The 25,160-nt window shown below is 34.5% G+C and carries 20 protein-coding genes; 12 read left to right on the forward strand and 8 right to left on the reverse strand.

Features of this window, described 5'->3' with window-relative positions:
• Nucleotides 1-40 precede the first annotated feature (40 nt).
• The 7 genes from LB454_RS00065 (at nucleotide 41) to bshA (ending at nucleotide 8,123) form a co-directional block, all read left to right on the forward strand.
• Nucleotides 41-973 (forward strand): MlaD family protein, encoded by a 933-nt coding sequence (locus tag LB454_RS00065; RefSeq protein WP_224462269.1) that lies wholly within the window; start codon nucleotides 41-43, stop codon nucleotides 971-973.
• A gap of 5 nt (nucleotides 974-978) precedes the next feature.
• Nucleotides 979-2,322 (forward strand): (Fe-S)-binding protein, encoded by a 1,344-nt coding sequence (locus LB454_RS00070; protein ID WP_224463847.1) that lies wholly within the window; start codon nucleotides 979-981, stop codon nucleotides 2,320-2,322.
• A gap of 1 nt (nucleotide 2,323) precedes the next feature.
• Nucleotides 2,324-2,731, forward strand: a complete 408-nt coding sequence (locus tag LB454_RS00075; RefSeq protein WP_224462270.1) for an LNS2 domain-containing protein — start codon at nucleotides 2,324-2,326, stop codon at nucleotides 2,729-2,731.
• 10 nt (nucleotides 2,732-2,741) lie between these two features.
• Entirely contained in the window at nucleotides 2,742-3,533 is a 792-nt protein-coding gene (locus LB454_RS00080) for a (Fe-S)-binding protein (RefSeq protein ID WP_224462271.1), read from the forward strand.
• A 5-nt stretch (nucleotides 3,534-3,538) separates the two neighbouring features.
• Entirely contained in the window at nucleotides 3,539-4,021 is a 483-nt protein-coding gene (locus LB454_RS00085; RefSeq protein WP_224462272.1) for an ABC transporter ATPase, read from the forward strand.
• 41 nt (nucleotides 4,022-4,062) lie between these two features.
• Nucleotides 4,063-6,939, forward strand: coding sequence for a glycoside hydrolase family 3 N-terminal domain-containing protein (locus LB454_RS00090; protein WP_224462273.1), 2,877 nt, complete (start codon nucleotides 4,063-4,065; stop codon nucleotides 6,937-6,939).
• A 65-nt stretch (nucleotides 6,940-7,004) separates the two neighbouring features.
• Nucleotides 7,005-8,123: an N-acetyl-alpha-D-glucosaminyl L-malate synthase BshA gene (bshA, locus tag LB454_RS00095; protein ID WP_224462274.1), complete on the forward strand. Its 1,119-nt coding sequence runs from the start codon at nucleotides 7,005-7,007 to the stop codon at nucleotides 8,121-8,123.
• A gap of 72 nt (nucleotides 8,124-8,195) precedes the next feature.
• Here the strand turns inward: bshA and LB454_RS00100 are convergent, their stop codons facing one another.
• From LB454_RS00100 to LB454_RS00120, 5 genes are all read right to left on the reverse strand, one after another.
• Nucleotides 8,196-9,107, reverse strand: coding sequence for a mechanosensitive ion channel family protein (locus tag LB454_RS00100; RefSeq protein WP_224462275.1), 912 nt, complete (start codon nucleotides 9,105-9,107; stop codon nucleotides 8,196-8,198).
• Nucleotides 9,108-9,114: 7 nt separating this feature from the next.
• A complete protein-coding gene (locus tag LB454_RS00105) occupies nucleotides 9,115-9,603 on the reverse strand; it encodes a Dps family protein (protein ID WP_224462276.1) in 489 nt (162 codons plus the stop codon).
• A gap of 34 nt (nucleotides 9,604-9,637) precedes the next feature.
• The gene (locus LB454_RS00110; protein WP_224462277.1) at nucleotides 9,638-10,126 is read right to left on the reverse strand and encodes a Dps family protein; all 489 of its coding nucleotides are present in this window, start codon (nucleotides 10,124-10,126) and stop codon (nucleotides 9,638-9,640) included.
• 2 nt (nucleotides 10,127-10,128) lie between these two features.
• A complete protein-coding gene (locus tag LB454_RS00115) occupies nucleotides 10,129-10,428 on the reverse strand; it encodes a phosphoribosylpyrophosphate synthetase (protein ID WP_224462278.1) in 300 nt (99 codons plus the stop codon).
• Nucleotides 10,429-10,737: 309 nt separating this feature from the next.
• Entirely contained in the window at nucleotides 10,738-13,287 is a 2,550-nt protein-coding gene (locus tag LB454_RS00120; RefSeq protein WP_224462279.1) for an ATP-dependent Clp protease ATP-binding subunit, read from the reverse strand.
• A 220-nt stretch (nucleotides 13,288-13,507) separates the two neighbouring features.
• On the opposite strand from LB454_RS00120, the gene gyrA reads away from it, so the two are divergent.
• Together gyrA and LB454_RS00130 are read left to right on the forward strand one after the other, a co-directional pair.
• Complete coding sequence (gene gyrA, locus LB454_RS00125) at nucleotides 13,508-16,021, forward strand: DNA gyrase subunit A (RefSeq protein WP_224462280.1); 2,514 nt, start codon at nucleotides 13,508-13,510, stop codon at nucleotides 16,019-16,021.
• A gap of 36 nt (nucleotides 16,022-16,057) precedes the next feature.
• Nucleotides 16,058-17,326, forward strand: coding sequence for a tetratricopeptide repeat protein (locus LB454_RS00130; RefSeq protein WP_224462281.1), 1,269 nt, complete (start codon nucleotides 16,058-16,060; stop codon nucleotides 17,324-17,326).
• A gap of 66 nt (nucleotides 17,327-17,392) precedes the next feature.
• Here the strand turns inward: LB454_RS00130 and hpf are convergent, their stop codons facing one another.
• The gene (hpf, locus tag LB454_RS00135) at nucleotides 17,393-17,695 is read right to left on the reverse strand and encodes a ribosome hibernation-promoting factor, HPF/YfiA family (RefSeq protein ID WP_224462282.1); all 303 of its coding nucleotides are present in this window, start codon (nucleotides 17,693-17,695) and stop codon (nucleotides 17,393-17,395) included.
• Nucleotides 17,696-17,978: 283 nt separating this feature from the next.
• Between hpf and LB454_RS00140 the strand changes: the two genes are divergently transcribed.
• Complete coding sequence (locus LB454_RS00140) at nucleotides 17,979-20,900, forward strand: FAD-binding and (Fe-S)-binding domain-containing protein (protein WP_224462283.1); 2,922 nt, start codon at nucleotides 17,979-17,981, stop codon at nucleotides 20,898-20,900.
• On the opposite strand, the gene LB454_RS00145 is transcribed toward LB454_RS00140, so the two are convergent.
• Both LB454_RS00145 and LB454_RS00150 read right to left on the reverse strand, forming a co-directional pair.
• Nucleotides 20,895-21,695 carry a hypothetical protein gene (locus tag LB454_RS00145; protein WP_224462284.1) on the reverse strand — a complete coding sequence of 267 codons (801 nt, stop codon included), beginning with the start codon at nucleotides 21,693-21,695 and terminating at the stop codon, nucleotides 20,895-20,897. The genes LB454_RS00140 and LB454_RS00145 overlap by 6 nt on opposite strands.
• Nucleotides 21,696-21,727: 32 nt before the next feature.
• Nucleotides 21,728-22,561, reverse strand: a complete 834-nt coding sequence (locus LB454_RS00150; protein ID WP_224463848.1) for a UDP-2,3-diacylglucosamine diphosphatase — start codon at nucleotides 22,559-22,561, stop codon at nucleotides 21,728-21,730.
• Nucleotides 22,562-22,785: 224 nt separating this feature from the next.
• On the opposite strand from LB454_RS00150, the gene aroC reads away from it, so the two are divergent.
• Together aroC and LB454_RS00160 are read left to right on the forward strand one after the other, a co-directional pair.
• A complete protein-coding gene (gene aroC, locus LB454_RS00155; RefSeq protein WP_224462285.1) occupies nucleotides 22,786-23,844 on the forward strand; it encodes a chorismate synthase in 1,059 nt (352 codons plus the stop codon).
• Nucleotides 23,845-25,158 (forward strand): dicarboxylate/amino acid:cation symporter, encoded by a 1,314-nt coding sequence (locus LB454_RS00160; protein ID WP_224462286.1) that lies wholly within the window; start codon nucleotides 23,845-23,847, stop codon nucleotides 25,156-25,158.
• Nucleotides 25,159-25,160 lie beyond the last annotated feature (2 nt).

Here is a 25,160-nt window from a genome sequence, read left to right on the forward strand (position 1 = left end):
TTCATTAAAGTTTACTACATTTGAAACAAAACAAAATCTTTTGAAAAAAGAATTTAAAGTAGGTATACTCGCTATAGTAGCCGTCGCCTTACTCATATTTGGTTATAATTTCTTGAAGGGAAATAATTTATTTAACTCATCTCGTGTTTTTTACGCGGTTTACGATAATGTAGAAGGTTTAAGCCCATCTGCTCCGGTTACCATTAATGGATTTCAGGTTGGTACTGTAACCAGTATAGATTTTATCAATTCCGGGCAACTTTTAGTTACTTTGAATGTCAATAATGACTTTCAATTTTCTAAAAAAAGTGTCGCTCAAATTTATGGAGGTGGGTTGATAGGAGGTAAATCGATGCAAATTGAACTTGATGAAGATTATGAACAACTTGCAAAATCTGGAGATACCCTTCAGTCTTCAGTTGAAGAAGGTCTTATCGAATTGGTAAATGAAAAATTGACCCCGCTTAAAGATAAAATATCTGGAGCTGTGGTAGAAGTAGATACACTATTGAAATCCATCAATTATATTTTGGATAAAGACACCCGAAATAATTTGAGAGGTTCTATAGAAAATTTGAATGGAACCCTTGCTTCCTTGAATTCATCTTCTTCCAAAATTGAAAATATATTAGATAACAATACTGAGCAAATCAATACATCTATTGATAAGTTTAGCGAAACATCCAATAGCTTGTCAGTTTTATCCGATTCTCTATCAAAAATTGAATTCAATAGAATTGTACAAAGCGCAGATGAAACACTGTTAAACCTTAACGAAATTTCAAATAAATTGAATGACGGACAGGGTAGTTTAGGTAAATTACTTAATGACGAGCAGATGTATCAAAACATGGAAAATGCCACTAAAGAAATGGAAGAACTCATGAGAGATATAAAGTTAAACCCTAAACGATACGTGCATTTCTCTGTGTTTGGAAAGAAAAATAAAGAGTACGAAAACCCTGAAGAATAAATATGATGTTAGAATTTTTGCCGCAAGTATTATTTACTTTAGTTTTAATAGGAGCAATTATATTTTTTGCGAAAAATGTATCCTCACTAAAACGCAACATTAACCTTGGTAGAGATGTAGATCGAACTGATCAAAAGGATAAGCGTTTCAAAAAAATGATGAGAGTTGCCCTTGGGCAGTCTAAAATGGTAGCAAGGCCTATAGCTGGTATACTTCATATCATTGTGTACGTTGGTTTTGTCATCATAAATATTGAAGTACTTGAAATCATTATTGATGGTGTCGCAGGAACTCACAGAATTTTTGGTTTTCTGGGACCTGTTTATGATGTGTTGATTGCTAGTTTTGAAGTATTAGCTTTTCTTGTACTTGTGAGTGTTATTGTATTCTGGATAAGAAGAAATATGATGAACATCAGAAGGTTTCTGGCACGTGAGTTAAAAGGTTGGCCTAAAAACGATGCAAATAATATTCTATATTTTGAAGTAGTATTGATGGTCTTATTTTTAACTATGAATGCGACAGATTATCAATTACAACTTCTCGGAGCCTCACATTATGCTAGTGATGCTGGAATTGTAGGCTCATTTCCTATAAGTCAATTTTTACTTCCAATTTTTGATGGAATGAGTGTGGGTACACTCATCGTGATAGAAAGAGCATGTTGGTGGTTGCATATAGTGGGGATTCTAATATTTTTAAATTATTTATACTACTCTAAACATCTTCATATTCTATTGGCTTTTCCAAACGTTTACTTTTCAAATTTGGATCAACTAGGTAAATTCAAAAATCTCGAAGCCGTGACTAATGAGGTTAAACTTATGATGGATCCTAATGCTGATCCCTTTGCAGAGCCTGAAGGTGGAGATGAAGAAGATATTCCTGAAAAATTCGGGGCTAGTGATGTGCAGGATTTAAATTGGTTTCAGTTACTAAGCGCATACACCTGTACTGAATGTGGTCGTTGTACCTCAGAATGTCCTGCCAACCAAACTGGTAAAAAATTGTCTCCAAGAAAGATTATGATGGATACCAGAGATAGGCTAGAAGAAGTAGGAAAACAAATAGATAAAGGAGAAGAGGTATCAACAGATAAGCAGCTTTTGGATGATTATATCACAAGAGAAGAGTTGTGGGCTTGTACTACTTGCAATGCATGTGTAGATGCTTGTCCTGTAGGAATTGATCCTTTATCCATTATTATGGACATGAGACAATACCTGGTGATGGAACAAAGTGCAGCTCCAGCAGAACTAAATAACGCTATGTCCAATATTGAGAATAATTCTGCACCATGGCCATACAACCAACAGGATAGATTGGATTGGGCAAAAGAAGAAGCATAATATGTCACAAAAAGATTCAAAAGGTCAAACAGTAAGTCCTAGCTTGCCAGAAGGAGTGAAAAACTACCTCATAGATATCGATGGTACAATTACTGATGATGTGCCCAATGAAGAACCAGAAAGAATGGCAACCTGTGAGCCATTTCCAGATGCTCTGGAAACCATAAATAAATGGTATAAAGACGGGCATCAAATCTGTTTTTTTACTTCCAGAGTAGAGGAACACAGGAAGATCACAGAGGACTGGCTAAATAAACATGGTTTCAAGTTTCATAGTTTGCTTATGGGTAAACCAAGAGGTGGCAATTATCATTGGATAGATAACCACATTGTGAAAGCAACAAGATATAAAGGTAACTTTACAGATTTAGTAGATAAAAAAGAGATAATTCAAGTATTTAAAGATTAAAAAACAGATAATGAGTGATAGTTTAAAAGTGCCAACGATGGCGTCTTATTTAGCAGAAGGAAAACAACCTGAAGTTTTATTTTGGGTTGGTTGTGCTGGTAGTTTTGATGATAGAGCAAAGAAAATCACTAAGGCATTTGTAAAAATTTTAAACAATACCAATGTTGACTTCGCGGTGCTTGGTACCGAAGAAGGCTGCACGGGAGATCCTGCCAAAAGAGCTGGAAATGAATTTTTGTTTCAAATGCAAGCCATGACTAATATTGAGGTGATGAATGCTTATGAAGTTAAAAAAATAGTTACTGCTTGTCCACATTGTTTCAATACGATTAAAAATGAATATCCTGCTTTGGGAGGAGACTATGAAGTCATTCACCATACCCAATTTTTGAAGCAACTGTTGAACGAAGGCAGACTCAAAGTTGAGGGAGGAAAATTTAAAGGAAAAAGAATTACTTATCACGACCCTTGCTATTTGGGAAGAGCAAATGGTGAATATGAGGCACCAAGAGATCTTCTTCGCAAACTTGAAGTTGAACTTGTTGAAATGAAATCCTGCAAGTCCAAAGGTCTTTGTTGTGGAGCAGGTGGAGCCCAAATGTTTAAAGATGCAGAAAAAGGCGATAAAGAAGTAAATATTCACAGAACCGAACAGGCCGTTGATGTTAAGCCCGAAGTAATTGCTGCCGGTTGCCCATTTTGTAATACCATGATGACAGATGGAGTTAAAAATAAAGAAAAGCAGGACGAAATAGAAGTATTAGATGTTGTAGAAATGATAGCAAATGCTGAAGATTTATAAATAATATGGTAGTAGATTTTAAAGAGTTGCCAGATTCCTCTCGGGTATGGATTTTTCAAGCCAACAGAGGGTTTAGCGAAGATGAACTGAAAGAAATAAAACCCAAAATAGAAAACTTCTTAGAAGGTTGGACTGTTCATGGTCAATCTTTAAAAGCTGGGTTTGAGATACGATATAACCGTTTCATCATTTTGGGTCTTGATGAATCCCAGGCCAATGCGAGTGGATGTTCTATAGACGCTTCTGTCCATTTCATACAAAGTTTGGAAAAAGAGTACAATGTAGATTTGTTAGATAAGATGAATGTAAGTTTTAAAAATGGTGAATTTGTAGCTTATAAGCCATTGTTAGACTTTAAAAAAATGGTTAAACAGAAAGCAGTTTCTCCTCAAACTATTGTGTTCAACAATCTTGTAAATACGAAAGAAGAATATAAAGAGTTTTGGGAAGTACCAATGACTGAAAGCTGGCATAGCCGATTATTATAAAATATATGGTTTATAAACGTTTTTTAAAAGTCGTCTTTTTGATGGCTTTTTTTTCATTCAATTGTGTTTTATCACAAAACAGTCTTTTTGCTGATGATGTCAAGTCACAAAGTGAATGGGTAGATTCCATATACTCAAGCTTGAGTCTCGAAGAAAAAATTGGTCAGTTATTTATGATCGATGTGTTTACAAATAAGTCTGATGCAGAGCTTGAAAAACTAGAGAAGTTTATTAAATCGAATCACATAGGTGGAGTCATCTTTTCTAAAGGTAGTCCTTATAAGCAGGCAAAATTCACCAATAAAATACAAAAGGAAAATAAAATTCCTTTACTTATAGGTATGGATGCGGAGTGGGGACTTTCTATGAGATTGGATTCCACTTATGCTTTTCCGTGGAATATGACCTTAGGAGCAATTCAAGATACAGCGATAGTAAGAAAGGTTGGTCGACAAATTGGTAAGCACAACAGAAGATTGGGTGTGCACATCAATTTTGCACCGGTAGCAGACATCAACACAAATCCAAACAACCCAATTATAGGTAATCGATCTTTTGGAGAAAGTAAGGAAATTGTAATTTCTCATTCAGTTGCTCTTATGAAAGGAATGCATGAAGCTGGAATCCTGACAAGTGCCAAGCATTTTCCTGGGCATGGAGACACAGAGCAGGATTCTCATAAAACCCTGCCTACAATTAATTTTTCTGAAGAACGCATTAGAGAAATTGAACTTGAACCTTTCAGGGTTTTAATTCAAGAAGGAGTGAGCAGTATTATGGTGGCTCATCTTAACGTGCCAAGTTTGGAAAACAGGCCTAATTTTCCTTCTTCTTTATCGCCAAAGATTGTTTCAAAATTACTCAAAGATGAATTAAACTTTAAAGGCTTAGTGATTACAGATGCTTTAAACATGAAAGGAGCTTCGGACAATAATACGCCAGGTGAAGTTGATTTAAGAGCCTTTAAGGCGGGAAGTGATATTCTTTTGATTTCAGAAAGTGTTCCCAAAGCAATACAACTGATAAAAAAAGCTATCGAAAGTGGTGAAATAACTGAAAAACGATTGGCTTCTTCAGTTAAAAAAATTCTGTATGCTAAATATAAAGTAGGTCTAAATGAATTTAATCCTATTGAGACTTCCAACTTGACTAAAGAATTAAATTCAGAAGAAAATGATGCCATCTACCAGTCTGCCATTGAAAATGGAATTACCTTATTAAAAAATGATTTAGGTCTATTACCAGTCAATGATGTTGAACACCAGAAAATAGCTTATCTGAAACTTGGAGAAGCATCTGGAGAACAGTTTTTTGAAACTTTAAAGAGTTACGCACCAGTTCAAAAAATAGGGCATGATGATCCTATTTTGGAAACGGATGGTAAGCTAAACTACGATCATATTATCATCGGTTATCATAAATCTAATGCAAATCCCTGGACCAATTATAAGTTTACTCCTTTTGAAATTAAGTTGATTGAAAAAATATCGCAACATAACAAAGTAACTTTAGTGAATTTTTCAAGGCCTTATAGTTTGTTGGATTTGCAGAGTACTATCAATATTGATGCGATACTTCAAGCTTATCAAAATAGTGACATAGCTCAGTCCGTGGCTGCACAGCAAGTTTTTGGAGCTTTAAACATTAATGGTAAACTTCCTGTTAGTATTACATCAGCATTTCCGATTGGCACGGGTTATAAACTAAAATCTAACGGAAGACTTGCAACCGATTTTTATCAAAATCTTGGATTTGATGCAAGCCTAGAAAGAAAAATTGACTCGATTGCCAACTATGCATTAGAAGAAGAAATGACTCCAGGCATGCAAATTTTGATAGCTAGAAAGGGAAAGGTTATTTATGATAAAAATTTTGGTTACCATACTTACGATAAAGATATAAAAGTAGAAAGTGACCACGTTTATGATCTTGCTTCGCTTACAAAAATATTGACTACACTTCCAATACTCATGACTCTGGAAGAAGCAAAAAAAATGACTCTCGATTCTAAGTTACACGAACTTCTGCCAGAACTTGCCGCTTCAAATAAAGCTAATATTAGTGTCTTAGAAATGCTTTCTCACTATGCAAGGCTTAAGTCATGGATTCCATTTTATAAAGAAACTCTAGAGAATAAAACAGATTATTATGCTACAGAATCTTCAAAAGAATTTAGCATCAAAGTAGCCAATAATATGTACCTAAGGACTGATTATACAGACTCGATTTATAAAAGTATTATTGAAAGTGATTTGAGAGATACCTTAGAATATAAATATTCTGATTTACCGTATTACTTTCTTAAAGAATATATTGAAGAGCAGGCCCAAACTTCACTAGATACTATCGCTCAAAATTATTTTTATAAACCTATGGGATTAAACAATCTAAAATTCTTCCCACTCAATCATTATGATAAAAATAAAATCGTTCCTACAGAATTTGATGTTGAATGGCGAAATGAGTTGGTTCACGGGACTGTTCATGACCAAGGAGCAGCAATGCTAGGTGGAGTAGCAGGACATGCTGGTTTATTCGGCAATGCTCGTGATGTAGCTTCTTTTATGCAGCTTTATTTAAACAATGGAAATTTTGCAGGAAAAAATTATTTTTCTCCAGAGACAATGTCAAAATTCAATACCTGTTATTACTGTGAACAAGAGGTAAGACGAGGAGTTGGTTTTGACAAACCCCAGCTTGAAGATATTGGCCCTACTTGTGGATGTGTATCTATGTCAAGTTTTGGGCACTCTGGTTTTACAGGGACTTATACCTGGGCCGACCCAGAAGAAGAAATAATTTACGTGTTTTTATCCAATAGGATTCATCCGAATGTATCCAACGACAAACTAATCAAACAAGATATTAGAACTAAAATTCAACTGATTATTTACGAAAGTTTGATAAAGGAAGATTAAATTGAGATGAGTTTAAGAGACAGATAGGTCTTAATCTTCTACTTTTGAAATCTATATTAAAGCATATGAAAATAGCCATAGTGTGTTATCCCACCTTTGGAGGGAGTGGAGTAGTAGCAACAGAACTCGGAATTGCCTTATCAAGACGCGGTCATGAAATACATTTTGTCACCTATAAGCAGCCTGTTAGACTGGAGTATTTAAGCAAGTCCATTCATTATCACGAAGTTTTGGTTCCAGACTATCCTCTTTTTCATTATCAGCCCTATGAATTAGCTCTATCTAGCAAACTGTTAAGAGTGGTTCAAAAGCATGATATAGATATTCTGCATGTGCATTATGCCATCCCACATGCATATGCAGGTTTTATGGCTCAACAGATGCTTCTGGAAGAGGGTATAAAACTTCCTATGATGACAACCCTTCATGGGACTGATATTACTTTAGTAGGGAGTCACTCATTCTACAAACCTGCTGTAAATTTCAGTATTAATAAAAGTGACGTAGTTACTTCAGTTTCAGAAAGTCTTAAAAAAGATACTATTGAAATTTTTGATATTAAAAAGAAAATAGAAGTTGTTCCAAATTTTATCGATATTTCTAATTTGAATGAGACTTTTGAAGATTGTAAACGGCATATGGTTGCTTTTGAAGATGAAAAAGTAATTACCCATGTAAGTAATCTTAGAGAAGTAAAAAGACTTACAGATGTTATTGAAATATTTTATAGAATTCAATCCAAAGTTAAATCCAGACTGATTATCGTAGGTGATGGTCCAGATAGAGAGAAAGCTGCAGAACTTGCTAAAAATCTAAAAATTAAAGATAGGGTGATTTTTTTAGGGAAAAGCAATGAAGTAGAAAGAATACTTTGCTATTCAGATTTGTTTCTACTACCCTCAGAAAAGGAAAGTTTTGGTCTTGCCGCTTTAGAAGCAATGGCCCACAGGGTTCCAATAATATCATCAAATGCTGGTGGTTTGCCAGAAGTTAATATTCATGGTGTATCTGGCTACTTAAGTGAAATAGGAGACGTGGAAAGTATGGCCTCCAACGGAATAAAAATTCTATCTGATGAAAAAACTTTAGATGATTTTAAAAAAGGAGCCAGGAAAATTGCAGAAAAATTTGATGTTGAAAAGATAGTTTGTCAATACGAGAAATTATATCAACACATGTTATGATTTAATTTTAAGTGTACATAATCAAACAAAAGCATATAAATAACCCCGAAGATATTCTTCGGGGTTATTTTTTTAATCTTGAATATTCCTGATATCAATTTTTTCGGATCTGAATTTGTTTTTGCCAAAATCCAGAGTACGAATTGGGAATGGAATATTAATATCATTTTTGTTATAAGCAGCTTTTATCGCTAAAATCGCTTTATGCTGAGATTTGTATACATCCCCTTGATTTGCAACATCTGCCCAAAATCTTAGTTGGTAATTAATTGAACTGTCACCAAATTCAGTATAATAAAATTGAATACTTTCTCCAGGTTGCTGTTCAAATATTTCTTTAACAGCATTTTCGGTAACTTCCTGAACTTTAGGCAAATCACTTTCATATCCAACCCCACATTCAAGTATTATTCTCCCTCTTGGAGTCCTGCTAAAATTCTTGAAAGGCGCGTCTACTATTTTGGAGTTTGGAATGACGACCAAGTTATAATCTACGGTTTGTATGATAACACTTCTTAAATTAATGTCTACTACAAAACCACTATAATCATTGGTTTCAATCCAGTCACCAATTTGAAGTTTGGGTATAAAACTAATAATTACTCCTGCGAAAGTATTATGTAATGTTCCCTGCAATGCAAAACCTACAGCCAGACCCACAACACCTGCCGCACCAAGTATGGAGGTTAGAACTGTATTTAAATTTAAAATCCCCAAGGATAGAAAAATACCTATCGCAATGATGACAACTTTAAATACTTTTACGGAAACAGTTCTTATAGAGTCTTGTGCAGTACTTTTCCTAAATAATTTATCTACCAGTCTACTGGCATATTTTGCAAATATGACAAACAGGATAAGTACAATAATTGCTAAAATAAGATTGGGTAGATTCAATACTATCGAATCTACCCAACCTAAAACTTTATTTGTTAATTCAGACCAAGACTTTTCTGTCTTTTGTACAATTTCAGAATCTTGCATTTTTAAATTATGAATGTTGTTTTTCTTCTATTTTCATAATCCATGCATCTAGCATCCAGCTAGTTTTCTCGAGCTCTCTTATGTAAGCTCCTATTAAATCAATTGTACCTTCATCTTCATTTTTTTCTGCAACATCTACCACATTTCTCATTTGAGATATGATTTTACCGTGATCATTCAGTAAAGCACTTACCATTTCATGGTCTTCAACATCCGAAGATGCTTCCTGAAGATTTGATAATTTTAGATAATCAGTGAAATTACTTTCAGGCTGAAATCTAAGCGTCAGAATACGTTCGGCAATTTCATCGATTTTTACCTTAGCATCGTTATACATATCTTCAAATTGCTCATGCAAGTCAAAAAAATTCTGACCAATAATGTTCCAGTGAAAATTTCTTAATTTTTGATAATATAGATGATAGTCTGCAAGGAGAACATTAAGTTCTTTTACAGTATCTTTTGTTTTGGTTGTATCTAAATTTAAATAACTCATAAATATTAATTTTTGAATTTAGTTAAACTTCGTTTTAGGCGTTTCTCTTGTCTGTTAATTTCATATTCCATGCATCTAACATCCAACTTGTTTTCTCAAGCTCTCTGATGTAAGCACCAATTAGATCTATAGTACCTTCATCTTCATTTTTGTCAGCAACATCTACTACATTTCTCATTTGTTTGATAATCAAACCGTGATCATGTAAAAGATCTTCTACCATTTCTACATCAGATTTCTCCGAAGTAGATTCTTTAATATTCGATAATTTCAAATAAGTTGATAAATTACTTTCAGGTTGAAATCTTAACGTAAGTATACGCTCTGCAATTTCATCTACTTTTAATTTTGCATCATCGTACATGACTTCAAATTGTTCGTGTAGATCAAAGAAATTATGTCCAACTATATTCCAATGGTAATTTCTCAATTTTTGATAATACATATGATAATCTGCAAGTAAAACGTTTAATTCTTTTACCGTATCCTTTGTTTTGGATTTATCTAAATTTAAGTAGCTCATATTTATTTTATCTGTAATTTGTTAAGCATTTTTTCTGAAACCTGGCCTCCGGACTTTCCGTAGCCATCGACCAGCATTCCTTTATGTCCATCTTTCGTTGTAATGGCATAAAGAATAGAATTATCTGCTGGATTTGCCATTCCTTCAAATCTGAAATAATGATCAACTTCAAATTCTTCTATGGGATATTTTTTACTTTTTGTTCTGTTTTCTATTTGGTCATCAAGAAGGTTTAAATCATCAACATACCCTTGATCTCTCAATGCATTCATAGTTTCTGATAATGTATCTTTCTTTTTCATTATTTATTAGTATTTATGCTAAATGTAAAGCTAATTACACTATAAGTATAAAAATCTAATTGCTTTAATCAATTTTTAACTACTCGTTGTCTTTATTATTATCTTTCGTGTAATAATAGATTCCTAGTGGAAAACTTAATAGTAAAAAAATAAACTGTCGGGTAACAATTCCATACAAAGTTATGAGTGCAGCAATAACATAAATCCAAGTCAATTTAGTAATTTTCATAAGCTTGTTTTGAATGGAGTTATTATACCAAAGACATAAAAAAACTCCCATGAAGGAGTTTTTTTATGTCTTTGATTAGATTATGATTCATTGTCAACAGTCTTTTGAACATCAATGACTAGCTCTTTCTTTTCTTCATCAAAGTCCATGTATAACGTGTCACCTTCTACAATAGATGAATTGATAATTTTTTCAGCTAAAGCGTCTTCAATGTACTTTTGAATAGCTCTATTGAGTGGCCTTGCTCCATATTGTCTATCAAAACCTTTATCTGCAATAAAGTCCTTAGCAGACTCACTTAGTGAAAAATTGTAGCCAACATCTTTAATTCTTGAAAACAATCTTTCCAATTCAATATTGATAATCTTTTTGATATCATCTTTTTCTAGAGCATTAAAGATTACTACATCGTCCACTCTGTTTAAAAACTCTGGAGCAAATGCTTTTTTGAGTGCACCTTCAATAACTTTTTTGGTATTGTCATCTTCCTGTTGTTTTTGGGACTGAGTACCAAAGCCAACACCTGTACCAAAATCTTTTAGTTTTCTGGCACCTACATTTGAAGTCATGATGATAATAGTATTCCTAAAATCAACTTTACGTCCTAAACTATCTGTTAAATGTCCGTCATCTAGGACTTGAAGTAACATATTAAAAACATCTGGGTGCGCTTTTTCTACTTCATCAAGAAGAATGACAGCATAAGGTTTTCTTCTCACCTTTTCTGTTAATTGTCCACCTTCTTCGTAACCAACGTAACCCGGAGGTGCTCCAATTAATCTCGATACAGCAAATTTTTCCATGTATTCACTCATATCAAGTCTGATGAGAGCTTCATCGTTATCAAATAGCTCTCTAGCTAACACTTTAGCTAATTGAGTTTTACCAACACCAGTTTGTCCTAAAAAGATAAATGAGCCAATAGGTCTATTTGGGTCTTTAAGACCAGCTCTGTTGCGTTGAATTGCTTTTACAATTTTGGTTACAGCTTCGCTTTGACCAATCACTTTATTTTTGATAGTTTCAGGAAGTTCAGCTAATTTATTACCCTCTGTTTTAGCAATTCTTTTTACAGGAATACCAGTCATCATCGACACTACATCAGCAATATGGTCTTCTGTAACAGTTTCTTTATTTTCCTTAGAATCTTTTTCCCAGTCTTCCTGAGCTTGTTGTAAGTCGTTCTCTATTCTCTTTTCATCATCTCTTAACTTTGCAGCTTCTTCATATTTCTGTTTCTTGACTACAGAATTTTTTTCATCACGAATAGCTTCCAACTCTTTTTCAAGTTCTAAGATACGCTTTGGAACATTTATGTTGGTAATATGAACTCTACTACCAGCTTCATCTAAGGCATCAATAGCTTTATCTGGGAGAAATCTATCTGTCATGTACCTGTTTGTTAAGGATACACAAGATTTAATCGCTTCTTCTGTGTAAAGCACGTTGTGGTGATCCTCATATTTATCTTTGATATTATGAAGAATTTCTATGGTTTCATCAATGGAAGTAGGCTCTACAATTATTTTTTGAAACCTTCTTTCAAGTGCACCATCTTTCTCAATATGTTGTCTGTACTCGTCAAGAGTAGTAGCACCAATACATTGGATTTCTCCTCTTGCCAGAGCAGGCTTGAACATATTACTTGCATCCAAACTACCAGTAGCACCTCCAGCTCCAACAATTGTATGAATTTCATCAATAAAAAGAATAATATCATCATTCTTTTCAAGCTCATTCATTACAGCTTTCATTCGTTCCTCAAATTGTCCTCTATATTTAGTACCGGCAACCAAACTAGCCAGATCAAGAGTAACCAGACGTTTATCATAGAGTATTCTTGATACTTTACGCTGGACAATTCTAAGTGCGAGTCCTTCTGCGATGGCACTTTTACCTACACCAGGTTCTCCTATTAAAAGAGGATTGTTTTTCTTTCTCCTACTTAAAATCTGTGAAACTCTTTCAATTTCTTTTTCACGACCAACTACTGGATCCAGTTTTCCTTCCTGAGCCATTTCAGTAAGATCACGACCAAAATTATCTAACACAGGTGTTTTAGATTTTTTAGCCGTTTTTCCTTTAGAATTTCCAGAGCCACCTAAAGACTCTCTTCCAGAATCTCCTGGAGTTGACGTATCATCTGAAAATGCATCAGTTGGTGTGTCAATGTAATCGCCATCCTGAGTAATCATTGCTTTGAATTCTTCTTTGACGTTATCATAATCAACCTTAAGCTTGTTTAAAAGCTTAGTTGTTGGATCATTTTCATTTCTTAAAATGCACAATAAAAGGTGTGCAGTATTAATAGAAGAACTTTGAAATAGTTTTGCTTCAAGAAAAGTAGTTTTAAGCGCTCTTTCAGCTTGTCTTGTTAAATGAAGATTCTTTTTTTCTTGAGATATATCAGTATTAGTATGATCTGAAGGGTTTAAGATTTCAACTTTTCTTCTCAACAGCTCTAGGTCAACGTTCATTGCATCTAGAATATTAATAGCTTTACCACTACCATCACGAAGAAGACCTAGCATTAGATGCTCAGTCCCTATAAAATCGTGTCCCAATCGCAAAGCTTCTTCCTTACTATATGCAATTACTTCTTTTACTTTCGGTGAGAAATTATCATCCATAGTCTTTATATTTATTAGACATTACTCAAAAATAATACCTTATTGCTGATATATGCCATTTCAATAGTGAAAATCTTATTAAATATGCCTTGCAAAAAAATGTTGTAATTAGAGAATAAGGGTCTTTAAGGATTTGATAGGTTTTGTATATTTGCTAATTAGCAACTTATGCTTACACTACTAAAATAATTATCTAACGTATTAATTTAAATTGAAATAAATGGCGAACGGTGAACAGCTAATACCAATTAATATTGAAGATGAAATGAAAACAGCCTACATCGATTATTCGATGTCTGTTATTGTTTCTAGAGCACTTCCCGATGTAAGAGATGGCTTGAAACCCGTACACAGAAGGGTTCTTTTTGGTTTACAAGAACTTGGAATCTTTTCTAACAAATCTCACAAGAAATCAGCAAGAATAGTTGGAGAAGTATTAGGTAAATATCACCCACATGGTGATACATCTGTTTACGACGCTATGGTAAGAATGGCTCAGGAATGGAGTATGCGATACCAGCTTGTGGATGGCCAAGGTAATTTTGGTTCTGTAGACGGAGACAGTCCTGCTGCTATGCGTTACACAGAAGCCAGAATGCAAAAAATCAGCGAAGAAATGCTAGCTGATATTGATAAGGAAACTGTTGATTTTGAACTTAATTTTGATGATACTCTAGAAGAGCCAACCGTTCTTCCTACACGTGTCCCAAACCTTTTGGTCAATGGAGCTAGTGGTATTGCAGTAGGTATGGCTACCAATATGCCTCCACATAATTTAACTGAAGTCGTGAATGGTGTCTGTGCTTACATCGACAATAGAGATATTGAGATTGAAGAGTTAATGACCTACATCAAGGCGCCAGATTTTCCAACCGGGGGTATCATATACGGCTATGAAGGAGTGAAAGATGCCTTTATGACAGGTCGCGGAAGAGTTGTCATGCGTGCTAAAGCTGAAGTGGAAGAAGTAAAAGGTAAAGAATGCATAGTAGTTACTGAAATTCCTTACCAGGTGAATAAAGCAGATATGATCAAAAAAACTGCTGACCTGGTCAACGATAAAAAAATTGAAGGCATTTCTCTTATTAGGGATGAGTCTGATAGAAACGGTATGCGTATCGTTTACATTTTGAAAAAGGATGCCTTGCCAAATGTTGTATTAAATACCTTATATAAGCACACTGCACTCCAATCGACCTTTAGTGTAAATAATATTGCTCTTGTAAAGGGCAGACCTCAAATGCTTAATCTGAAAGATATCATTTACAATTTTGTTGAGCATAGACATGAGGTGGTTATAAGAAGGACTAAATACTTACTTAGAAAAGCGGAAGAGCGAGCTCACATTCTTGAAGGTTTAATCATTGCCTCAGATAATATTGATGAAGTAATTGCTTTAATAAGAGGCTCTCAGAATGCAGAGGAAGCCAGGGAAAAATTGATTGAGCGTTTTAAACTTTCAGAAATTCAGGCAAAAGCAATTGTTGAAATGCGCCTGAGACAGCTTACAGGCCTTGAGCAAGACAAGCTGAGAACAGAGTATGATGAGTTGATGAAGACTATCGAGGATCTTAAAGACATATTATCAAATGAACCTCGCAGAATGGAAATCATTAAAGATGAACTTGTAGAAATAAGAGAAAAATACGGGGATGAGCGTCGCTCCGAAATCAATATGATTGGTGGAGATTTCAGTATGGAAGATATGATTCCAAATGAAAGCGTTGTGCTCACTATTTCTCATGCGGGGTACATTAAAAGAACACCATTAAAAGAATATAAAACTCAAAATAGAGGAGGAGTTGGCCAAAAAGCTTCAACTACCAGAGATGAAGATTTCTTAGAATACATATTTTCAGGGACCAATCATCAGTACATTTTATTTTTTACTCAAAAAGGAAAATGTTTCTGGATGCGTGTTTTTGAAATTCCGGAAGGAAGTAAAACCAGCAAAGGTAGAGCGATTCAAAATTTAATGAATCTAGATCCAGATGACAGAATCAATGCTTTTATATTGGTTGAAAACCTTTCAGATGAAGAGTACATCAACAATCATTATGTATTGATGGTTACCAAAAAAGGACAGGTTAAGAAAACAGTACTTGAGCAATACTCAAGACCTAGAGTCAATGGAATTAATGCTATCTCAATCAAAGATGGCGATGAATTGCTCTCTGCAGTTTTAACGGATGGTGAAAACCAAGTTATGTTAGGTCTTAGAAGTGGTAAGGCCTTGAGATTTGAAGAAAAACATATTCGACCAATGGGACGTGGAGCAGCTGGTGTGAAGGGAGTCACTTTAGCATCAGACAAGGATGAAGTCATTGGCATGATTTGTGTAAAAAATCCGCAGGATGAAACAGTTTTAGTAGTTTCTGAAAAGGGCTATGGTAAACGAACTTTTATTGATGATGAAGATGGAGAACCTGTTTACAGAATTACAAACAGGGGAGGAAAAGGTGTTAAGACGATTTCAATATCAGATAAAACAGGCGAGCTTGTTGCTCTCAAAACGGTTCATGACGATGATGATTTAATGATTATCAAGAAATCTGGGGTTGCGATAAGAATGTCTGTTTCAGATATCAGAACTATGGGAAGATCCACTCAAGGTGTTAGATTAATATCTTTAAAAGGAGACGATGAAATTGCTGCTGTAGCCAAAATTCTCAATGAAGATGAGGATGATGATAATTCTGATACATTAGACCCACACGAGGAAACGAATAATTAATAATTAATATAAACTTTAAACTAAATAGATTATATCATGAAAAAGTCAATTTTAGCAATAGCCTTAATAGGTATAACAAGCTTAGGATTTTCACAGAGAGGTGAGATTCGAAGCGCTGAAAGAGCTGTGGATAGTGAAGATTACGAAGAAGCTCTATCTGAATTAAATAAAGCCAAGTCAGAAATCGCTGATGAAAAAGACAAATGGGTGATTCGTTATCATTTAGCAAAAGCTAAAACTCACGGAAATATGGCTTCTAGTCAGTCTGGTGAAGAAATGATGAAAAACATTAACACAGCTTTAGAATCTTTAAATCAGGTTTTAGAAATGGATAGTGGAAATGAAGATGCTTTGACCTATCAAGCTCAGGTTAAGCAAACAATGGTTCAAACTGCTATTGAAGGTCAAAATAACGGTGATTTTGATTCTGCTTCAAAATTATTGTACAAATCTTATAAGCTAGATAAAAATGATACTGTTATGCTTTATTATGCTGCATCAGCTGCTGTTAACGGTAAACTATATGATAAAGCTTTGGAGCATTACAATAAGCTTCTGGAACTAGGATTTGATGGATCAACAACACAATTTGTTGCTATTAGTAAAGAAACTGGAGAAGAAGAAATTTTTGAGTCAGAAAACATGAGAGATATTGCTGTGAAAACAGGTGAGTATACTGATCCAGATAAAAAAGAGACACCAAGACTTACAGGTGAGATAGCAAAAAATATTTCTTTGATTTACATTCAGGAAGATGAACCTGAAAAAGCATTGAAAGCTATAGAAAGAGCTAAAGAGGAAAATCCTGACGACATTAGCATTATGCAGGCTGAAGCTGACTTATATTATAGAATTGGTAAGGTAGATAAATACAATGAAGTGATGCAGGAAGTTGTGAAGATGGATCCTGAAAATCCTTCGCTCTATTACAACTTGGGAGTAGCTTCAGAGCAACTTGGAGATAAAGATTCCGCAAAAGATTTTTATATAAAAGCAACTGAACTAAATCCTGAAATGGTAAATGCTTACATCAATTTAGCTGCTTTAACTCTTAGTGAAGAAAGAGAAATTGTAGAGGAAATGAATAAGCTTGGTAATTCTAAGGCTGATAATAAAAAATATCAGGAATTGAATGAAAAGAAAAAACAGTACTATAAGGATGCACTACCTTACCTCGAAAAAGCTAGTGAATTAGATCCTGATAATATTGATGCTATGCAAACCAGACTCAACATTTATTACCAGTTAGGAAAAGATGAAGAAGCCGACGATCTGCAAAAGCAAATAAACGAGATGAAAGAATAATTCAAATTATTCTGACTAAAAAAAGCCAAGCATTTGCTTGGCTTTTTTTATATCACAAATATGATACTATCTAGTAGACATTTTTTCTTTCTTCTTTTGAAGTTGTCTTGTGATATCATCTATCGTTTTAGTTATAGCAGCCTCAAAACTTTTCTCATTAGATGAAGCAAATACATTCTGACCTGGTGCACTCAATTTTACTTCACAGATCATTCCTGTTTCTGGACTAGATGTGTTTTCAGTTTTAAAAAACACTTCGCCTCTTACAATCCAGTCGTATCTATTTTCAAGTTTGTCTAGTTTTTTTGAAATCAGAGCTTCCAGTCTTTCACTTGCAGTAACGTGTACGTAATTAAAATTAATGTCCATAATTTAAAATTTTTGGTTGTCTATTTTTATTGATGACTCAATCGTCCTAATACCTTGCATAATCGAATGTTAAGCAAGGATTATAAATTTAAGAAATTAATGTTATCATATTCGTTTTTTTCAAAACTTTAATTCTAAATTAATTTATTTAACCTTTAATTTTATTTTATAATCTCAATTTCCTTTTGTGTTTTATTTTTAAACATTATAGCTCATATCTTATCGTTTGTTTACGTTCAAAATTGAGTTAACTATAGTATTTTTGAACGAAGATAATATCCAGATGGAAAATTCACTTTTTAAAACTTTATCCCATTCTCTTTCAGGTTCAATTAAAACTGATCATCTTCATAAGTCAATTTATGCCACAGATGCTTCAGTTTATCGTGAAATTCCTATAGCGGTCACTTATCCAAAAAATGATTCTGACATTAAGAAAGTCATAGAATTTGCTCAACTGCATAAGCTGTCAATAACTCCAAGAGCTGCAGGAACATCTTTAGCGGGTCAATGTGTGACAGATGGAATTATTTTAGACTTAAGCCGATATTTTACGAACGAGATTGAATTCAACACAAAAAATAAGAGCATTAAGCTTCAACCAGGTGTTGTTCGTGATGCTTTAAATAGACGATTGAAGCCAGAGCATTTGTTTTTTGGTCCTAACACTTCAACGAGTAATCGCTGCAACATAGGTGGTATGTTTGGCAATAATTCATCAGGCACAACTTCTATCCAGTATGGTGTTACAAGAGATAAAATAATTTCTTCTAAAGGGTTTTTATCTGATGGTAGTTTTATTGAGGTAAAATCACTTAATAAAAATGAATTTCAGGAAAAGCTGAACTTGGATACACTCGAAGGGAATATATACAAGTTTTTTAATGATTTATTCCAAAGAGAGGATATCAACATACTCTTAGAAAAAGGATTTCCGAAATCTTCTATTCACAGGAGAAATACGGGGTATGCTATTGATGAACTTTATAATAAATCTTTTTTTAAAGATACTTCAAATCAATATTTCAACCTCAACCACCTTCTCAGCGGAAGTGAAGGAACCTTATTCATAGCCACAGAACTTGAGCTGAAATTAGATGAATTGCAGCCTGAATTTTCAGCTATGGTTGCTGCTCATTACCACAGTATTTCAGATTGTCTCGAGTCGGTTGAAACAACAATGACTCATAATCTCTATACTTGTGAGATGATGGATAAAACTATACTCGACTGTACTAAAAACAGTATGAAGTATAGAGATCATCGATTTTTCATTGAAAAAGACCCCGAAGCTATTTTAATGCTTGAATTAAGGTCAGATTCACTTGAAGACCTTTCTAGTCAGGTAAAGTCTCTTCTAAGAGACCTGAAAGTAACGACCAAAGCATATGCTACTCCAGTCCTCAAGGACGGAGAAATAGATCTTGCGGTAGAATTGAGAAAAGCAGGCTTAGGTCTTTTGGGCAATCTTAAAGGTGACAGCAAGGCAGTAGCATGTATTGAAGACACTTCAGTTGCAGTTGAAGATTTACCACATTATATATCAGACTTTTCCAAAATCATGGAATCCTACCATCAAAAAGCAGTCTATTACGCTCATGCTGGTGCAGGTGAACTTCACTTAAGACCTATTTTAAACTTAAAATCCTCTAAAGGTGTTGATGAGTTTAAGCATATTTCTTCTGACGTTGCTCACCTGGTAAAATCTTATGGAGGTGCTTTAAGTGGAGAACACGGTGATGGTAGAGTAAGAGCTCCTTTTACAGGGCTTGTTGTTGGGGAAGAATGTTATAAAGTATTTCAGGAAATAAAAAGGGTATTTGATCCCAATCATATATTCAATCCTGGGAAAATTGTGAATCCTAAACCTATTGACTCAGATTTACGATATGAAGTGGATAGAGTGGAGCCTGATATTTCTACAAAAATGGACTTTTCCAATAACTTAGGAATTTTGAGAGCTGCCGAGCAGTGCAATGGAAGTGGTGATTGCAGAAAATCTCATGAATTTGAAGGAGGTATGTGTCCAAGTTATCAAGCTACCAAAAATGAAAAAGACACCACTAGGGCAAGAGCTAATTTATTGAGAGAGGTTCTTACGAGCAATCATCAAGATAAAAATGCTTTTGATAATGAAGATCTCAAGGAAATTTTTGATTTATGTATAAGTTGTAAAGCATGCAAGAATGAATGCCCTAGCAACGTAGATGTTGGTGCATTTAAAACTGAATTTCTTTATCAATACCAAAAGGCAAATGGAATCAAGCTAAGAACCAAGGTATTTGCAAAAAACAACCTGATCAATAAACTTGCCTCTCCAGTAGCCCCAATTTATAATTGGCTTAACTCTAATTCATTGACTTCAAGTTTAGTAAAAAAGTCGGCTGGAATTGCTAAAGAAAGAAGCTTGCCACAATTGAGTTCCAAGTCTTTAAGAGCTGAAATTAATAAGAGCCAAGTATCTCTTAAGGCAATTGGAAAAAAGAAAAAATCAGTTTACTTATTTATAGATGAATTTTCAAATTATTTAGATGTAACCATTGGTTTAGATGCCATAGAGCTGCTCACCAAGCTGGGATATGAAGTTAAAATATTAAAACACGAAGAAAGTGGTAGAGCCTATTTTTCTAAAGGATTATTGGACGAAGCTCAAACCTTTATTGATAAAAATGTCAAGATCTTTGAACCGGTGGTCACAGACGAAATCCCGTTGCTTGGTATCGAACCCTCTACTGTGCTAAGCTTTAGAGATGAATATTTGAAGCTTGCTTCGGATAAACCTTCGGCTGAAAAATTATCCAAGCATGTATTTTTAATTGAAGAATTTTTGGATGCAGAAATTAAAGCTGGAAATATAAGTTCAGATCAATTTTCAGAAGAAAATAAAGAAATCAAAATTCACAACCATTGCTATCAAAAGGCTTTGTCTAGTCAGATTCATACTTTCAACCTGATGAATTTACCTAAAAACTTTAAAGTGACCTTAATACCTTCTGGCTGCTGTGGTATGGCTGGAAGTTTCGGTTATGAAAAGGAGCATTACGAAGTGAGCCAGGCTATAGGAGAATTGGTTTTGTTCCCTGCGGTAAGAAAATCAGATGCAACAATCTGTGCCAATGGTACGAGCTGCAGACATCAAATCAAAGACGGAACTGGTAAAGAGGCATTGCATCCTGTTTCAATTTTAAACAGATATGTATTATGAATTTGTATTTAGAGAATAGCTTTGCAACTGCTGGGTAGAGGTGAAGTTCACATCCGGTACTTCAACCTCCAATTGTTCAGGTATATCTTCAAAAATTATTTCAGTAGATACCTCACTGGAGATTAAACCAATGTCTTTAGCATAGTAATTGGTTATCGTTGTTACAGTTTGTTCTTGCAAAATTGTAAAGTTTGTAAAAACTAAGAATGCACTTGCCGAGAGCAAAACTTGAATTTCTGAAACAAAAACATCTTGATAGGTCTCGTTATTTATGATTTCTTCAGCAGAAAACCCATTATGAATAGAATTGATTTCATAATTAAAATCTACTGGAAATCCATTGATATCTTGCTGAAACTCTCCAGAATTGGAAGACATTATACTTGCCTGAGACAAATTGGCATCATAGAGAACCACCTCCTGAAGAGGAATATTAAGGGAGGGTAAATTATTCTCTAGTTGAATTGAAAATTCTCCATCGTAGATAATTTTACGATTTCCATCTTGTTTATAGACTTCGCCAGAAGACAAAACCCCAGTATAAAATCCACCAAGGTTTGTGACTGTTTGAGTAAAGCTGAAACGATTTTGGCTTTGTTCGTTTACAGTCAAGGTTTCTAGCCCTTCCAGGCTTTCTGAATTTTGATTCAATTCATTTTCATAAGTCCAGGAGTTGTCTACTTCTAAAGGGAAATAATCTGTATCTGAAACTAAAAAAGTATCATCTTCATCCGAACAGGATATTATGAGTAATGTGGTAAATATTAATATGAGAATTAAATTGAGCTTTTTCATAATGTAATAGTATGTATACAAATAACGCTAATTTATCCGCTTTTCATATTCTTACTTGAAAAAACTGCAAAAGCACTTATAAAATCAACAGGCCCATTTGATGAAGACTCTTTGGAGTCTTTTTCAAATTTGCTGTAATGAAATAGTTCCCAGCGCTTATTGTGATACTCTAAGGCAGTAAGATTTTCAACCCAGTCACCAGAGTTTAGATACAAACACGTACCGTTTTTATTCACCTTACGAGATATCTGGGGCTGATGAATATGACCACAGATGACGTAATGGTATCCATTTTCAATTGCCAGATCAGTCGCAGTTTTCTCAAAATCATCTACAAACTTGACCGCCTTCTTAACTGAATTTTTAATTTTTTTGGATAAAGAATATTTTTCTTTCCCCAGTTTCATTAGAAAAAAATTTAAAGATCTATTTCCTAAAATTAAGAAATCATAACCCCATCCACCCAGTTTTGCGATCCATTTGGCATTTTGAACAGATATATCAAAGACATCTCCATGAAAAAACCATGCTTTTTTGCCATCAAGATCCAAAATTAACTTATCAACTAGTTTTATATTCCCAATTTCAAAATCGCTCAATTTTCTCAACATTTCATCATGATTACCAGTTATGTAGACAATTTCTGATCCAGACATCGAAAATTCTATGAGTGTTTTAATAATCTCAAGGTGAGTTTTAGGGAAGTAGTTTTTTCTGAATTGCCAAATATCGATTATGTCTCCATTTAAGATTATTTTTTTGGGCTGAATAGAATTTAAATAATTAAGCAGCTCCTGCGCGTGACAGCCAAAAGTCCCAAGATGAATATCGGATAAAACAATTAAATCTACGCTTCTTTTCAAAATGTGTCGTTTTGATCAAAGTAACAGATATAACTATGTATTACAGTAAACTTTAGATTATCAAAGCTTAAGCTACACGTTATGTATTTATAGTCATAGTTAACTTTAATTTTACTTTATTTTGCATAATTGCTACATAAATCAAGTAATCTGTTTTGAATGCTTTTTGATTATTGCCTAAAACGATTACATTTGTTCAAAACGATTACATTTGTTCAAAACATCACATGGCATCAAATAGCTTCGGAAAATTTTTAAAACTCACCACTTATGGTGAATCTCACGGAGTTTCCATCGGTGGTATTCTTGATGGTGTTCCGCCGGGAATTCAACTGGATTTGGAAAAAATTCAAATAGAATTGGACAGAAGAAAACCTGGTCAATCTTCTATTGTAACCCAGCGCAAGGAATCAGATATCGTTCATTTCAAGTCTGGTGTTTTTGAAGGAATAACAACAGGATTACCTATCGGATTTGAAATTCAAAATACAGACAATAAATCTAAAGACTACGGTCATATTAAAGATGTATACAGGCCAAATCACGCAGACTATACTTATGATCAAAAATATGGGCAAAGGGATTATAGAGGAGGAGGAAGGTCTAGCGCCAGAGAAACCGCTTCATGGGTGGTTGCTGGAGCCATCGCAAAACAAATATTAAGTGAAGTTACCTTTACTGCTTATACTCACTCAGTTGGCTCGTTACAACTTACTGAACAGGATTCTATTGATTTTTCTGAAATAGAAAATAATCCTGTGAGGTGTCCAAATGAACAAATGGCTTCACAGATGGAAGATTATATTAAAGAAATCCGAAAGCAAGGAGATACAATCGGTGGAATTGTGAAATGTATAATTTCTAACGTTCCCAAAAACCTGGGAGATCCTATTTTTGAAAAATTACACGCCAATCTTGGAAAAGCTATGATGACCATAAACGCTGTTAAAGGCTTTGATTATGGTTCTGGTTTTGATGGTATTTCTATGAAAGGAAGCGAACACAATGACTTGTTTAATACTGATGGAAGTACCAAAACGAATCATAGTGGAGGCATCCAAGGTGGGATTTCTAATGGAATGGATATTAACTTCAGAGTTGCATTCAAACCAGTTGCTACTTTAATGCAGAAACAACAAACCATCAACAAAAATTCAGAAGAAGTAGAAATGCATGGTAAAGGCAGACATGATCCGTGTGTAGTTCCAAGAGCTATTCCCGTAGTAGAAGCTATGGCGGCTCTAGTCCTTGCAGATGCTTATTTACTAAACAAATCTCTCAATTAAATGAAAAAATTAGAATTACACTGGCAAATTCTTATTGGAATGGGCCTAGGGATCGTATTTGCTTTTATTTTATCCAATTTCCAATGGGGAAGTGGATTTATAACAGATTGGATAAAACCTTTTGGTACTATCTTCATAAATGCTCTAAAGCTCATTGCTGTTCCTTTAATTCTAGCTTCACTTATCAAAGGAGTTTCCGACTTGAAAGATATCTCAAGTTTATCCCAAATGGGATTGAGAACTATACTGACCTACCTGACGACTACAATTATTGCCGTAAGTATTGGACTTATTATTGTAAATGTTTTTGAACCTGGAAAAAGTATTGAAAGCGACACGAGAGAAGAACTGGTAGAAAGCTATGGTGGCGATGCTGAGATGACAAGACAAAATGCAGAAAAGCAAAAAGAGTCGGGACCTCTTCAGGCTCTTGAAGATCTCGTGCCGGACAATATTTTTGGTGCAGCATCTAGTAATGCAAATATGCTTCAGGTGATTTTCTTTGCTATCTTCTTTGGAATAGGGATGATTCTTATTCCCGAAAAAAAATCCCAGCCTATCAAGGAGTTTTTTGACTCTCTAAACGAAGTCATTTTAAAAATGATAGATTTGATAATGCTGGCAGCCCCATATGGGGTGTTTGCACTACTTGCTGCTTTAGTTGTTGAAGCTCCCAGTACAGATTTATTTATCGCTCTAGGTTATTATGCTTTATGTGTTGTTGGTGGTTTGTTACTTATGATATTTGTTTACGCATTGATTGTAGGAATTTTTACAAAGAAGTCACCACGATTTTTTCTCAATGGAATTTCACCGGCACAGCTACTAGCTTTTTCAACAAGCTCCAGTGCTGCAACTTTGCCAGTTACCATGGAACGAGTAGAAGAACATTTAGGCGTTCATCCACAAGTTTCTAGCTTTGTATTGCCAATTGGAGCAACTATAAATATGGATGGGACAAGTCTGTACCAGGCTGTTGCTGCTGTATTCATCGCACAAGCCTTTGGAATGGATTTAAGTTTTGCTGCACAATTAGGCATTATAGCCACTGCTACTTTAGCTTCTATAGGGTCTGCTGCTGTACCAGGAGCTGGAATGGTAATGCTCGTCATTGTTTTGGGTCAGGCTGGTATTCCTGAGGCGGGTTTAGCTCTTATTTTTGCAGTAGATAGACCTTTGGATATGCTGAGGACAAGTGTGAATGTCACTGGAGATGCAGCTGTTTCTATGCTGGTAGCGAAATCACAAAACAAATTAGGTGAGCCCCAAATTAAAAATTGGGATGATAAATATAAAAAGGAGAATTTTGAATAAGT

Source organism: Psychroflexus montanilacus (genome assembly GCF_020164535.1).
Classification (GTDB): Bacteria; Bacteroidota; Bacteroidia; order Flavobacteriales; family Flavobacteriaceae; genus Psychroflexus; species Psychroflexus montanilacus.